At 69.2% G+C, this 12,901-nt stretch carries 14 protein-coding genes and 2 tRNA genes; 9 read left to right on the top strand and 7 right to left on the bottom strand.

Going from position 1 to position 12,901, the window contains the following annotated elements; genetic code table 11:
• The first annotated feature begins 412 nt into the window (after positions 1-412).
• Entirely contained in the window at positions 413-628 is a 216-nt protein-coding gene (locus ACQP2F_RS07255; protein ID WP_433301835.1) for a hypothetical protein, read from the top strand.
• 229 nt (positions 629-857) lie between these two features.
• Here the strand turns inward: ACQP2F_RS07255 and ACQP2F_RS07250 are convergent, their stop codons facing one another.
• The 6 genes from ACQP2F_RS07250 to ACQP2F_RS07225 form a co-directional block, all read right to left on the bottom strand.
• Positions 858-1,661: a carbon-nitrogen hydrolase family protein gene (locus tag ACQP2F_RS07250; RefSeq protein WP_433301833.1), complete on the bottom strand. Its 804-nt coding sequence runs from the start codon at positions 1,659-1,661 to the stop codon at positions 858-860.
• Between the two features lie 65 nt (positions 1,662-1,726).
• A complete protein-coding gene (gene clpX, locus ACQP2F_RS07245) occupies positions 1,727-3,019 on the bottom strand; it encodes an ATP-dependent Clp protease ATP-binding subunit ClpX (RefSeq protein WP_433301831.1) in 1,293 nt (430 codons plus the stop codon).
• Between the two features lie 211 nt (positions 3,020-3,230).
• The gene (locus ACQP2F_RS07240; RefSeq protein ID WP_433301829.1) at positions 3,231-3,896 is read right to left on the bottom strand and encodes an ATP-dependent Clp protease proteolytic subunit; all 666 of its coding nucleotides are present in this window, start codon (positions 3,894-3,896) and stop codon (positions 3,231-3,233) included.
• Positions 3,897-3,907: 11 nt separating this feature from the next.
• Complete coding sequence (locus ACQP2F_RS07235; protein WP_433301827.1) at positions 3,908-4,540, bottom strand: ATP-dependent Clp protease proteolytic subunit; 633 nt, start codon at positions 4,538-4,540, stop codon at positions 3,908-3,910.
• Positions 4,541-4,833: 293 nt separating this feature from the next.
• Positions 4,834-6,183: a trigger factor gene (gene tig, locus ACQP2F_RS07230; protein ID WP_433301825.1), complete on the bottom strand. Its 1,350-nt coding sequence runs from the start codon at positions 6,181-6,183 to the stop codon at positions 4,834-4,836.
• 37 nt (positions 6,184-6,220) lie between these two features.
• Positions 6,221-6,294: transfer RNA gene (locus ACQP2F_RS07225), tRNA-Pro, on the bottom strand.
• Between the two features lie 129 nt (positions 6,295-6,423).
• On the opposite strand from ACQP2F_RS07225, the gene ACQP2F_RS07220 reads away from it, so the two are divergent.
• Positions 6,424-6,497, top strand: a tRNA-Gly gene (locus ACQP2F_RS07220).
• A 4-nt stretch (positions 6,498-6,501) separates the two neighbouring features.
• Here the strand turns inward: ACQP2F_RS07220 and ACQP2F_RS07215 are convergent.
• On the bottom strand, positions 6,502-7,317 hold the full coding sequence (locus ACQP2F_RS07215; RefSeq protein WP_433301823.1) for a helix-turn-helix domain-containing protein: 816 nt from the start codon (positions 7,315-7,317) through the stop codon (positions 6,502-6,504).
• Positions 7,318-7,476: 159 nt separating this feature from the next.
• Here ACQP2F_RS07215 and ACQP2F_RS07210 point away from each other — a divergent pair, with 159 nt between their 5' ends.
• From ACQP2F_RS07210 to ACQP2F_RS07180, 7 genes are all read left to right on the top strand, one after another.
• Positions 7,477-7,890 carry a hypothetical protein gene (locus ACQP2F_RS07210; protein ID WP_433301821.1) on the top strand — a complete coding sequence of 138 codons (414 nt, stop codon included), beginning with the start codon at positions 7,477-7,479 and terminating at the stop codon, positions 7,888-7,890.
• 306 nt (positions 7,891-8,196) lie between these two features.
• Complete coding sequence (locus ACQP2F_RS07205; protein WP_433301819.1) at positions 8,197-8,517, top strand: ArsR/SmtB family transcription factor; 321 nt, start codon at positions 8,197-8,199, stop codon at positions 8,515-8,517.
• Positions 8,514-9,041 (top strand): SRPBCC domain-containing protein, encoded by a 528-nt coding sequence (locus tag ACQP2F_RS07200; protein ID WP_433301817.1) that lies wholly within the window; start codon positions 8,514-8,516, stop codon positions 9,039-9,041. The genes ACQP2F_RS07205 and ACQP2F_RS07200 overlap by 4 nt, the downstream gene beginning before the upstream one ends.
• Before the next feature lie 214 nt (positions 9,042-9,255).
• Positions 9,256-9,891 carry a GntR family transcriptional regulator gene (locus ACQP2F_RS07195; RefSeq protein ID WP_433301815.1) on the top strand — a complete coding sequence of 212 codons (636 nt, stop codon included), beginning with the start codon at positions 9,256-9,258 and terminating at the stop codon, positions 9,889-9,891.
• Between the two features lie 61 nt (positions 9,892-9,952).
• Positions 9,953-11,551: an allophanate hydrolase gene (gene atzF, locus ACQP2F_RS07190; protein WP_433301814.1), complete on the top strand. Its 1,599-nt coding sequence runs from the start codon at positions 9,953-9,955 to the stop codon at positions 11,549-11,551.
• Positions 11,548-12,240, top strand: a complete 693-nt coding sequence (gene biuH / locus ACQP2F_RS07185) for a biuret amidohydrolase (RefSeq protein ID WP_433301812.1) — start codon at positions 11,548-11,550, stop codon at positions 12,238-12,240. Before atzF ends, biuH begins: the two co-directional genes overlap by 4 nt.
• Before the next feature lies 1 nt (position 12,241).
• Positions 12,242-12,901: a cysteine hydrolase family protein gene (locus tag ACQP2F_RS07180; protein ID WP_433301810.1), complete on the top strand. Its 660-nt coding sequence runs from the start codon at positions 12,242-12,244 to the stop codon at positions 12,899-12,901.

Raw genomic sequence — 12,901 nt, 5'->3', positions numbered from 1 at the left:
CAAGATCCGAAATCTTGCCGGCACCGCCCAAATGTTTTCCCCACGAAACGCGCCCGCTCGAAAGCGGGTAGCTCGTAGAGGTGGCCTCGCAGACCGGCCGACGATCGCTGAGCGATCAGTCCGCCCGGTTCCCCGCGGGCTTTGTAACTCTACCCGGTCGACCTCGTCGGCGCAAATCCCCGGTCCTGCGGATTTCCGTGCCAACATCGCCCGGTGCTTCGGCTAGCTTAACGCGTACCTCTGCCGCCCGCGTTTGACCTTGCGGCTCGTCACCTTCGTGGCGTTCCGTCCGGGTTTCCCGCGGGCAGAGAGAAAGTTACGTGATCACCCGGGCCCGATGCAAATCGACGCCCTTGCGCGTCGCTCCGGCGAGGCCCCCCGCCGAGCTTGCCGACCATGACAGAGTGAGCGCATGGGTTCCTCCCGGACGCTGGCTGCCGACGCGCTCCTCGATCTGCTCGTCCCCCTGTGGCAAGTGGTGATCGGCGCGCTTGTGCTGGTCACGCTGGTGGTCTCGGTCCTCCGGATCATCCGCCGCGGTCCCTCTCGCATGGGCGGCGCCCTATTGCTGACCGGTTCCGCCGTGATCGGCCTGGCCGTCGTCGGCTACTTGATCCAGCTTTTGTGACCCCGGACACCCATCGTCGAGCTGTGGATGACGCCCGGGAAATGTCGGTCCCTGGCGCTTAACTCTCCCCCACCCAGAACAGGGCGGGGGAGGCGGCGGAACCAGCGACGATCAACGACAACGGCCGACACAGCGCCGACCGGCAGACAGCAGCGACCAAGCTGGGCGACCAGCGCCGCGGGCGGGCCGGCGGACGAACGGACGAACGGGCAAACCGACGGACCAGCGATCAGGCCAGCAACCGACGATTCGCCAGACTGGGCAGCTCGGTCCGGATCTGCTCCAGCCGCGCCAAGTCCAGATCCGCCGTCACCACGCCGACCGTATCCGGCGCCTGGGCGAGCACCGTCCCCCACGGGTCGACGATCATGCTGCGGCCGAAACACGTGCGCTTCGGCTCATGGTCGCCGATCTGGCCGGCCGCGACCACATAGCACTGGTTCTCGATCGCTCGGGCTCGGAGCAGGACCTCCCAGTGGTCCCGGCCCGTGTGCATCATGAAGGCGGCCGGCACCACGAGGATGCGGGCCTCGCCCTGGACGGCCAGGCGGCGGTACAGCTCCGGGAAACGCAGGTCGTAGCAGATGGAGAGGCCGGTGCGGACGCCGGCGATGTCGGCCACCACGGTCTCGGCGCCGGGGGCTACCGAGCGCGATTCCTGGTAGGAGACGCGGCCCGCGATCTCCACGTCGTACAGGTGAATCTTGCGGTAGAGGGTGACCAGCTCGCCGTGCGGATCAAAGACCAGAGAGGTGTTGTACGTACGGCGGTCGTCGGGGCCGATCTCGTGGAAGGAACCGGCGTGGACCCAGAGGCCGAGCTCGCGCGCGGCGGTCGCGAAGAACGTCGCGTACTCCCCGTCGGGTCCCTCCGGTTTGGGAGCGCCCTCGCCGGGACCCAGGTAATCCGTGTACTCCGGCAGGACGGCCAGTTGGGCGCCGGCGGTGGCCGCCTGCTCGAGCAGCCGGCGGGCGACGGCTAGGTTCTGGTCACGCTGGTCACGGGAGTTGAGCTGGCACACGGCTACGCGCATGACGCCAGACTAGCCGCGCGGCACAGAAGAACGCCGCCGAGCGATGCCCGGCGGCGTCCCAGAAGCTAGGCCGACTTTTCCTCGCGGTCGGGGCGACGCCGGCGACCGACGAACTCCCGGGGAACGATCGTGGGGTTCACGTTCTCCAGCACTACCTCGCGGGTGATGACCACGCGGGCGGCGTCGGGGTTGCTGGGCACCTCGTACATCACGGAGAGCAGCACCTCTTCCATGATCGCGCGGAGGCCGCGGGCGCCGGTGCCGCGAAGCATGGCCTGGTCGGCGATCGCCTCGAGCGCGCCGTAGTCGAACTCGAGCTCGACGCCGTCCAGCTCGAAAAGACGCTGATATTGCTTCACGTACGCGTTCCGCGGCTCCGTGAGGATCTTGATGAGCGCCTCGCGGTCCAGGTTGCGGACTGTCGTGATCACGGGAAGGCGGCCGATGAACTCGGGGATCAGGCCGAACTTCAGCATGTCCTCCGGCATGACCTTGCTGAAGATGTCGTCCGTGTTCCGCTCCGAGATCGAGCGCAGGTGGGCGCCGAAGCCGACGCCGCCGTGGCCGACCCGCGACTCGATGATGCGGTCGAGGCCGGCGAACGCGCCGCCCACGATGAACAGCACGTTCGTCGTGTCGATCTGGATGAACTCCTGGTGGGGGTGCTTGCGGCCGCCCTGGGGCGGAACGTTCGCCACCGTGCCCTCGAGGATCTTCAGCAGCGCCTGCTGGACGCCCTCACCGGAGACGTCACGGGTGATCGACGGGTTCTCGCTCTTGCGGGCGATCTTGTCGACCTCGTCGATGTAGATGATGCCCTGCTCGGCCCGCTTGACGTCGTAGTCGGCGGCCTGGATGAGCTTGAGCAGGATGTTCTCGACGTCCTCGCCGACGTAGCCGGCCTCGGTCAGCGCGGTGGCATCGGCGATCGCGAACGGCACGTTCAGCATGCGGGCCAGGGTCTGCGCCAGGTGCGTCTTGCCGCAGCCCGTGGGGCCGATGAGCATGATGTTGGACTTGGCCACCTCGACGTCGCTGCCGCTGCCCGGCGCGCCGCTCGACTCGGCCTGAATGCGCTTGTAGTGGTTGTAGACCGCTACCGAAAGCGCCTTCTTCGCCTGTTCCTGCCCGACCACATAGTTGTCGAGGAAGGCGCAGATCTCCATCGGCTTGGGAAGCTCTTCCCACTTCACCTCGCCGGTTTCGGCCAGCTCCTCTTCGATGATCTCGTTGCAGAGGTCGATGCACTCGTCGCAGATATAAACGCCGGGGCCCGCGATGAGCTTCTTGACCTGCTTCTGGGACTTCCCACAGAAGGAGCACTTCAGTAGGTCGCCGCCGTCGCCGATCCGTGCCACCTACGTTCTCCTTGAGCTCATCGGCCGGCTTTACGCCGACCCCTGACACGAGGACCGATTGCCTCGTTGCCATCTCATCGTCTGCCGAACCGCGTAACTGAGGCTGCTGCCTCGACGTTACCCGCCAAGGGGCATTTCTCCGACCCCCCAAAACGGGCGTGTCAGGGGTCGGCCAGTCTAACTCGACCGGGCCGGCCCCTGAACTGCGGCCTCAGCTGCCGGCGCCGACGGACTGCAGGCTCTTCTTGCGCGTCGCCAGGACCACGTCGACCAGGCCGTACTCCTTGGCCTCGTCCGCCGTCATGATCTTGTCACGATCGATGTCCTTGCGGACCTTCTCGACCGGCTGGCCGGAGTGGCGAGCGATCATCTCCTCCAGCTGCGTGCGCATGCGGAGAATCTCGCGGGCCTGGATCTCGATGTCCGAGCCCTGGCCGTAGCCGCCCTCGGTGGCCGGCTGGTGGATCAGCACCCGGGAGTGCGGCAACGCCATGCGCTTGCCCGCCGTGCCGCCGGCCAGCAGGACCGCGGCGGCCGAGGCCGCCTGGCCCAGGCAGACCGTGGAGATGTCCGGCCGGACGTACTGCATGGTGTCGTAGATCGCCGTCATGGCGGTGAACGAGCCACCGGGCGAGTTGATGTACATCAGGATGTCGCGGTCGGGGTCGGAGCTCTCCAGCGTCAGCAGCTGGGCCATCACGTCGTTGGCCGACGCGTCGTCCACCTGGACGCCGAGGAAGATGATCCGATCCTCGAACATCTTGTTGTACGGATTTGTCTCCTTCATCATTCCGTTCGAGGAGCGCTCGACGAACGACGGGAGAACGTAGCGGTTGTGCACCGGAGCGAACCCGGGAGGCATGGTCAGGTCGGTCATAGTTCTGCTCCTCAGTTCAGCGTTCCGGCGCCCTCGGAGACCTCGGTGGCCCCGGTGATCACCTTGTCGATGAAGCCGTAGTCCTTGGCCTCCTGCGCCGTGAACCAGCGGTCCCGGTCGAAGTCGGCCTCGATCTGCTCCTGGGTCTGACCGGTGTGAAACGCGATCCGCTCCTGGAACATGCGCTTGGTGTAGAGCATCTGCTCGGCCTGGATGGCGATGTCGGCGGCGGTGCCACCCATGCCACCCGACGGCTGGTGCATCATGATGCGCGCGTGCGGCAGGGCGAAGCGCTTGCCGGGCGCACCGGCGCAGAGCAGGAACTGCCCCATCGAGGCGGCCATTCCCATCGCGACCGTCTGCACGTCGTTGTCGATGAACTGCATGGTGTCGTAGATCGCCATGCCCGAGTAGACCGAACCACCCGGTGAGTTGATCCAGAGGTGGATGTCGCGCTCGGGGTCCTCGGCGGAAAGCAGCAGCAGCTGCGCGCAGATGCGGTTGGCCACCGCGTCGGTCACTTCGCTGCCGAGGAAGATGATGCGCTCACGCAGCAGGCGGTTGAAGACCGAGTCGTCGAGGTTGCCACTGAGGGTGTCGCCCCCGCGCAGCACCGGGCTCGCGGGGATGTGGAGATCGGTCATGGCAGCCCTTCACAGCTGACTGTGCCGGCCGAGCTTCCGGCCGGCAGGTTGTCCGTCGTACGACCAACCTAACCGGTCGAAAGAGCATCAGCTTCCCGCTCGGGCAGGTGTTCGCTGACAGCGCAGTGCTAGCTGGCTCCGCTTCGCTCCGCGGGCGATCGCCCCCTTCAGGTTGACGAGGAGGCAGCCAATTTCCCGGCACCGCAAACCCCGCGGCGACGGAAAATCGACTGCCTCCTCGTCAACGGGGCGATCGCGACTCTCCCCGGCTCAAACCAAACTCAGAACCAAAATCAGTGGTTGTGGCCCTCGTGCTCGGCCTCGGAGGCCGCGCGCAGGTCGTCCAGGGTCAGCACGTTGCCCTCGGAGTCCTTCATCTCGACCTGCTCCATCACCGAGGCGAGCGCCTTGCCCCGGCGGACGTCGCCGAAGACCGCGGCCGCCGCGCCCGACTGGACGAGCTGGTCGTAGTACTGCTGGGGCTGCATCTGGGCGCGCTGGGCCCGGTGCACGATCTCGTGGCCGAACTCGTCGTCGGAGACCTGGACGTCCTCGGCGTCGGCGATCGTGTCGAGCAGCAGCTGGATCCGGACGCCCTCCTCGGCCGCCTCGGTCAGCTCCTGGTCGATCTGCTCCTCGGTCTTGTCCTCGGAGGTGAGGTAGTCCTGGAGGGTCGCGCCGATCCGCTCGAGCTGGTCGGTCATGGCCTGCTTGCGGCCCTCGACCTCGTCCTTGACGACGCCCTCGGGCGCGGGGATGTCGGCCGCCTCGACCAGCTGCTTGAGGGCCTCGTCGCGGGCGGCGTAGATCTGCTCGACCTTCTTCACCCGGGTCAGGCGCTCACGCAGGTCGTTGCGCAGCTCCTCGAGCGTGTCGAACTCGCTCGCCAGCTGGGCGAACTCGTCGTCGATCTCGGGCAGCTGCTTGTCCTTGACGCTGCGGACGGTCACCTTCACCTCGGCGTCGCGGCCGGCGAAGTCGCCGCCGACGAGCTGGGTGGTGAACTCGGCGTCGGCGCCCGCGACCAGGCCGACCAGGACCTCGTCGAGGCCCGGGAGCAGCTGCTTGCTGCCGACCTCGTGGGAGATGTTGGTGGCGGAGCCGCCCGGCACCTCCTCGCCGTCGACGGTCGCGTTGAGGTCGAGCTGCACATAGTCGCCCTCGGCGGCCGGCCGGTCGACGGTCTTCAGCGTGGCGAAGCGCTCGCGCAGGCCGTTGATCTGCTCGTCGATCTCGTTGTCGCCGATCTCGACGGCCGGGACGGTGACCGAGATGGTCTTCAGGTCCGGCACCGTGATCTCGGGGCGGACGTCGACCTCGGCGGTGAACTTCAGCGGCTCGTTGTCGGCGAACTCGGTGATCTCCACCTCGGGGCGGCCGAGCGTCTTCACGTCGTGCTCGCGGACCGCGGCCAGGATCTGCTGCGGGATCGCCTCCTGCACGGCCTCGTTGAGGACCGCGCCGCGGCCGACCCGCTGGTCGATCACGGCGGCCGGGATCTTGCCACGACGGAAGCCCGGCACCTGCACCTGCGCGCCGATCTCCCGGTACGCCTTCTGCAGGCTCGGCTTGAGCTCGTCGAACGGCACCTCGATGGCGAGCTTCACCCGGGTCGGGCTCAGAGTCTCGACGGTGCTCTTCACAGGCGTACTCCTTGTAGCTACGAATAGTTGGTGTCAGTCGGGGTGGCGGGATTTGAACCCACGGCCCCTCGCTCCCAAAGCGAGTGCGCTACCAAGCTGCGCCACACCCCGTGGCGCTGGCCAGTGTATGCGGTCCGCTTTCCTCCACGTGCGCTGGAGTCACCTAGGTGGGAATCCCGCTCGCAGTGGCGTGGAGCGATTCAGTAAGCTGGCGGGCGAGCTCCGGGCAACCGGGGCCTCGCGGGCGTAGCTCAATGGTAGAGCCTCAGTCTTCCAAACTGATTACGCGAGTTCGATTCTCGTCGCCCGCTCCACGCATCACCGCAGCTCACAGCGCCTGGGCCCGAGCGCCTGGCGCAGCGCACCCGGAGTGTGGCCGGTCTCCTCGCGGACGGCCCGCGTCATGTGCGCCTGGTCGGCGAAACCCATCCGGAGCGCCAGGGCGGCAAGATCGAGGGACGCCGGGAGCTCATCGAGCGCGGCGCGGACACGCAGACGGCGGCGGTACGCGTTGAGCGTGCACCCGGTGACGCGACGGAACGTGCGGGACAGATGCCAGGGCGACCAGCCGACCGCCCGGCCCAGCGCGGTCAGGTCGAGATTCGGGTCGGTGTGCAGGAGCGCGCGCACCTCGTCGACGGCCGCCACCATGCCGCTCGGTGCGAGAAGCGAGCCCGACGCCGCCGGAGTACCCGGCGGATGCGGGCCCGGCGCGGGGAGCGATTCCGGGAGCAGGGCCGCGATCAGGTCGGCCACCAGGTCGGCACGGTCGGCCGGGTGCGCGGCCAGCAGACGCCGGTGGGCGAGGTCGGCGGCGGCCGAGACCGGCACGCGGTCGCCGTGGCGGTGCGCCAAGCGGTCGGCCATCTCGTCGGGGACGGCGACCGACGTACAGAGATCGCCGCCGGCCGGATGGGCGATCTGCTGGAGCTCGGCGCGGCGTTGCAGATACCCGGCCGTGACGTCGGCAAGGGTCGCGCGCCCGTCGGCGCGCCGCACGAAGACGCCCCGCCGGATCAGCACGACGGCGGCGCCGGAGACCTCCTCCTCGGCACTCCACGCCCGGCCACCGGGGCAGCGCACCGCCGCCACCCGCGCGACGGGCGACTCGAGCAGGATCCGATGCTCCAGCACGGACTCCAACCTAACGACAAAAGGCTTCAAGACGCGTACGCGGTGAGCACCGCACCCTGGCGCCCATGGGCATGACTGAAGAGCTCGCCGCGGCCGGGCCGTGGCCGGGGCACGAGCAGGAGATGGACCTCTACGGCCGGTTGGCCGGGGCCTGGGACGTTGACCAACCGCTACTACGCCGAGGACCGGGACGAGTGGGTCCACGGCACCGTCGTGTGGACGTTCGGGTGGGTGCTGGCCGGCCACACCGTCCAGGACGTCATGTGGTTCACGGCGCCGGGGCCGGACGGCTATCCGCGCCGGGTCACCGGCAGCACGGTCCGCCACTACGACCCGGCCGGCAAGACGTGGGCGATCGTGTGGTTCTCCCCGGCCGGGACGACCACCACGCTGACCGGGCGGGCCGGCGACGACGGCGGCATCGCGCAGGAGGGAACGGACCCCCGCGGCCGGCCGATCCGGTGGTTGTTCACCGACCTGACCGGCGCGAGCTTCCGCTGGCTGGGCTACGTCTCCGACGACGGCGGCGCGACCTGGCGGCTGGAGCAGGAGATGCTCGCGCGCCGGCGATGAACCGGCCCCGTAAAGGGGCACAGCGCCGGGCCGCCACCCGGCGCTGTGCCGTCTCAACTCCGACGGATAGGAAGAACTCCGCCGCCGGGGCGAGGTGATGCACTCCCCCTGACGGGAGTGTGCCGGCGGAACTGGGAGCACTTCCAAACTTGAAGGTTTCCAGTGATTCCGGCCGCCAACGTAACGCCCACCTTCGATGCCGGTCTATTAGGAGGTCCTTAAATCTGACCGGGGATCAGCAAGTTGTCACACAGCGCGAACATCGCGGGGTTGACAGGTGACCAAAAGGTCACATAACTTAGCGTCATGGAAGACGACGACCGGGTGTTCAAGGCGCTCGCCGACCCCAGCCGTCGTTTCCTGCTCGACCTGCTCTTCGAACGGGACGGCCGCTCGCTGGGGGAGCTCGAGTCCGAGCTGGAGATGACGCGTTTCGGTGTGGCCAAGCACCTCAAGGTTCTCGAGGAGGCGGGTCTCGTCGTCACGCGCCGGTCCGGGCGGGAGAAGCTGCACTTCCTCAATCCCGTGCCGATCCGGCTGATCCACGACCGGTGGATCGACAAGTACACCGAGCACCACGTCACGACCCTCGTCGATCTCAAGCACGCGCTGGAGGAAGAGCCATGACCGACACCACTACCGCTACCGCGCTCACGACCCAGGTCTACCGGGTGTGGATCAAGGCGACGCCGGAGCGGATCTGGGCCGCGATCACCGATCCGGAGTGGAACTCGCGGTACGCGTACCAGGCGCCCAGTCACTACGAGTTGTCGAAGGGCGGCTCGTTCCACGCGACCGCCACCCAGGAGATGAAGGACTTCGCCGCCGCCAACGGGTTCGGCGTCCCGGACACGATCCTCGACGGCGAGGTGCTCGAGGTCGACCCGCCGCGGCGGCTGGTGCAGACCTGGCGGATGCTGATGGACCCGACCACGGCGGCCGAGCCGTTCACCACGCTGACCTACGAGATCGAGGACGCCAAGACCCAGCCCGGCGTCTGCAAGCTGACCGTCACGCACGAGCTGACCGGCGCGCCGGCCACGGCCGCGATGGTGGCCGGCACCGACGACGGCGGGGCCGGCGGCGGCTGGGCCTGGATCCTCAGCGACCTCAAGACGCTGCTCGAGACGGGCCAGAACTTCGCGGCGTAGCCACGAGGAGCGCGAAACATCCGGTCCGGCCCTGGGGCGACCCGGGGCCGGACCGGTAGTGTCCGCCGCGTGATCTGGCTCTGGGCATTACTCATCGTGATCGGCATCGCCATGATCGTGGTGGCGGTGTGGCCGAGCCTCCGCGGCACGGACAAGAAGAACGACGGCGAAGGCGTCTGACGTCCCCGAGACGCGGGCTGGCACACTACCAAGGGTGAGCGACGAAGAGCTGGAGACGTACAGTCTCGTCGAGCTCGCCGTCGAGCGTCTGCGGCGCGACATCCTGAGCGGACGGACCGCCCCCGGCGAGCGCCTGGTCGAGGAGCAGCTGACCCGCCGGCTGGGCATCAGCCGGGCGCCGCTGCGCGAGGCCATGCGGCTTCTCGCCCAGCAGGGACTGGTCGAGCACATCCCCCGGCGCGGCGCGCGGGTGGCCACCCTCTCCGACACCGACGTACGCGAGTTGTACGAGGTCCGCGACATCCTCGAGCGGCACGCCGTGGCGACGATGCCCGAGCGTCCGGACCCGGCCGGCCTGCGCGCGGTGCTCGACGTCATGCGCCGGGCGACCGAGGCCGGCGATCGGCTCGAGCTCGCGAACGCCCACCGGCGATTCCACGTCGAGGTGGTACGCCTGGGCGGCAACCGGCAGCTGGCCGGCCTCTACGAGTCGGTCCTGGTGCGCATCCAGCTCTACATGGCGGTCAACATGCAGCGCGAGGCCGAGGCCGCTCGCGCCGAGGACGGCGTGCACCGGCACGAGCGGCTGTTCGCGGCGGTCGAGGCCGGCGACACCGAGGGCGTCCTGCGGGCGCTCGACGAGCACGGCGCTCGCGCCTATCTGACGTAGCGAAACCATCGCGTTACACAACGAGCCTGACCCCGAAACAGGATTGTCGACAATCGACGATGTGGACATCGATGATGTCGTAGCCGAGCTGGCCGGGGCCGAGGGTGTGTGGATCAGCACCTTCCCGGCCGACCAGCTCCGCGAGCGCGCGCGGGAGATCGACCCGGCGCTGCCCCTGGCCGGCATCCCGTTCGGGGTCAAGGACAACATCGACGTCGCCGGCCTGCCGACGACCGCCGGCTGCCCGGACTTCGCCTACCGGCCGGCCAGGAGCGCGGCCGTCGTCCAGCGCCTGGTCGACGCGGGTGCGATCGTGGTCGGCAAGACCAACCTCGACCAGTTCGCCACCGGCCTCACCGGGACGCGCTCGCCGTACGGGACCCCGGAGAGTGTCTTCGGCAACGGGCTGATCGCCGGCGGCTCGAGCTCCGGATCGGCCGTCGCCGTCGCCAACGGGACCGTCCCGTTCGCGCTCGGCACCGACACCGCCGGCTCGGGCCGGGTCCCGGCCGCATTCAACGGGATCGTCGGGATCAAGCCGACCCGCGGGCTGCTCAGCACGCTCGGCGTCGTGCCGGCCTGCCGGTCCCTGGACTGCGTCTCGGTCTTCGCCACCGACCTGACGCTGGCCGGCCGGGTCATGCGGGTGGCCGCCGGCTTCGAGCGGGACGACCCCTGGTCCCGGCCGGACCGGAGGCGCCCGCTGACGACGGCGCCGCGGATCGGCGTACCGGAGAAGCTGGATTTCTTCGGCGACGCCGGGCAGGAGAAGGCGTTCGCCCGGTTCGCCGGCGACCTGACCGTCGACATCGGGCCCCTGCTCGAGGCCGGTGACCTGCTCTATCGCGGCCCGTGGGTGGCCGAGCGGCTCGCCGATCTCGGTGACTTCCTGGCTGCGCACCCGGGGTCGGTGCTGCCGGTGACGCGGCGGGTTCTCGAGACCGGGCAGGGGTTCACCGCCGCCGACGCCTTCCGCGCCCAGCACCGCCTGCGGGAGCTCCGGCACGCCGCCGACCGCCTGTGGGAACGGATCGACGTGCTCGCGCTGCCCACGGTCGGCACCACGTTCACCCGGGCCGAGATCGCCGAGGACCCGATCGGCCGCAACCTGACGCTGGGCCGCTACACGCAGTTCGCGAACCTGCTGGACATGGCGGCCGTGACGGTGCCGAACGGGTTCACCGCGGACGGACGGCCGGCCTCGATCACGCTCTTCGGGCCGGCCTTCAGCGACGAGACACTCCGGCTGGCGGCCCGCGCGCTGCCGGTCGACGACCGGATGACGATCGCGGTCGCCGGGCTGCACCTGTCGGGCGAGCCGCGCAACGGCGAGCTGCTGGAGCTGGGCGCCACGCTGCTCGGCCCCGCCCGCACCGCGCCCTGCTACCGGCTCTACCGGCTGCCGTCCGGCGTGCCGGGGCTGGTGCGTGACCCCGACGGCGGCGCCGCGATCGACGTGGAGCTGTGGGAGCTGCCGGCGGCCCGGCTCGGCGGGTTCCTGGCCGGCATCCGGGCGCCGCTCGGCCTCGGCCGGGTCGCGCTCGCGGACGGCGCCGAGGTCACCGGCTTCCTGTGTGAGGCGTACGCGACCGCCGGCGCCCTCGACATCACCGCCGGCGGCGGCTGGCGGAACCACCGGAGGAGAGGAGCTGACTCATGACCGTGACGATCGGGCCGGTCAAGGCCGACCCGTACCTGTGGCCGTACGACGGGTCGGTGCCCGTCGACAGGACGGCGCTGATCTGCATCGACTGGCAGACCGACTTCTGCGGCAAGGGCGGCTACGTCGACTCGATGGGCTACGACATCGAGCTGACCCGGGCCGGGTTGCCGGCCACCGCCCGGCTGCTGGCGCACGCGCGCGACATCGGGATGCTGGTCATCCACACCCGGGAGGGGCACGACCCGGATCTGTCCGACCTGCCGGCCAACAAGCGGTGGCGGTCGGCCCAGATCGGGGCCGAGATTGGCGGCGACGGGCCGTGCGGGCGGATCCTGGTCCGGGGCGAGCCGGGCTGGGAGATCGTCCCCGAGGTGGCGCCGGTCGCGGGCGAGGTGATCATCGACAAGCCGGGCAAGGGCGCCTTCTATGCCACGAATCTCGACCTGGTGCTCCGTACGCACGGCATCTCGCATTTGATCCTGACCGGCATCACCACCGACGTCTGCGTCCACACGACCATGCGCGAGGCCAACGACCGTGGCTACGAGTGCCTGATCCTCAGCGACTGCACGGGCGCGACCGACCCGGCCAACCACACGGCCGCGCTGCACATGGTGACCATGCAGGGCGGGGTCTTCGGTTGCGTCGCGACCGCCGACGACGTCATCGCCGGGACGGAGGCCTGAAATGCCGCTGGTGGAAGCCCGTCCCGGGCCGCTCAAGTTCGAGTGGGACAGCACGGCGCTGCTCGTGATCGACATGCAGCGCGACTTCCTGATGCCGGGCGGGTTCGGCGAGTCGCTCGGCAACGACGTGTCCCAGCTGCGCCGGACGATCGAGCCGCTCGCCGCGCTGCTCAAGGCCTGGCGCGCGGCCGGCCTGCCGGTCATCCACACCCGCGAGGGACATCTGCCCGATCTGTCCGACTGCCCGCCGGCCAAGCTTCATCGTGGCGCCCCCAGCATGCGGATCGGCGACCCCGGCGCCTTCGGCCGCATCCTGATCCGCGGCGAGTACGGCCACGACATCATCGACGAGTTGCAGCCGGCCGACGGGGAGGCCGTCGTCGACAAACCCGGCAAGGGCGCATTTTACGCGACAAATCTCGCCGAGATCCTCGGCGACACCAAGACACTGGTCGTCACCGGCGTCACGACCGAGGTCTGCGTGCACACCACGGTCCGGGAAGCGAACGACCGGGGCTACGAATGCCTGGTCCTGGCCGACTGCGTCGGCTCGTACTTCCCCGAGTTCCAGAAAGTCGGCCTCGAGATGATCGCCGCGCAGGGCGGCATCTTCGGCTGGGTCGCGTCCTCCCCCGAGTTGATCTCCGCCCTTCAGGAGTAG

It is taken from the genome of Actinoplanes sp. CA-030573 (assembly GCF_050951115.1).
In the GTDB taxonomy this organism is placed as follows: Bacteria; Actinomycetota; Actinomycetes; order Mycobacteriales; family Micromonosporaceae; genus Actinoplanes.
Note: the sequence above shows the minus strand (reverse complement) of the source record. Positions and strands in the feature narration are given on the sequence as shown.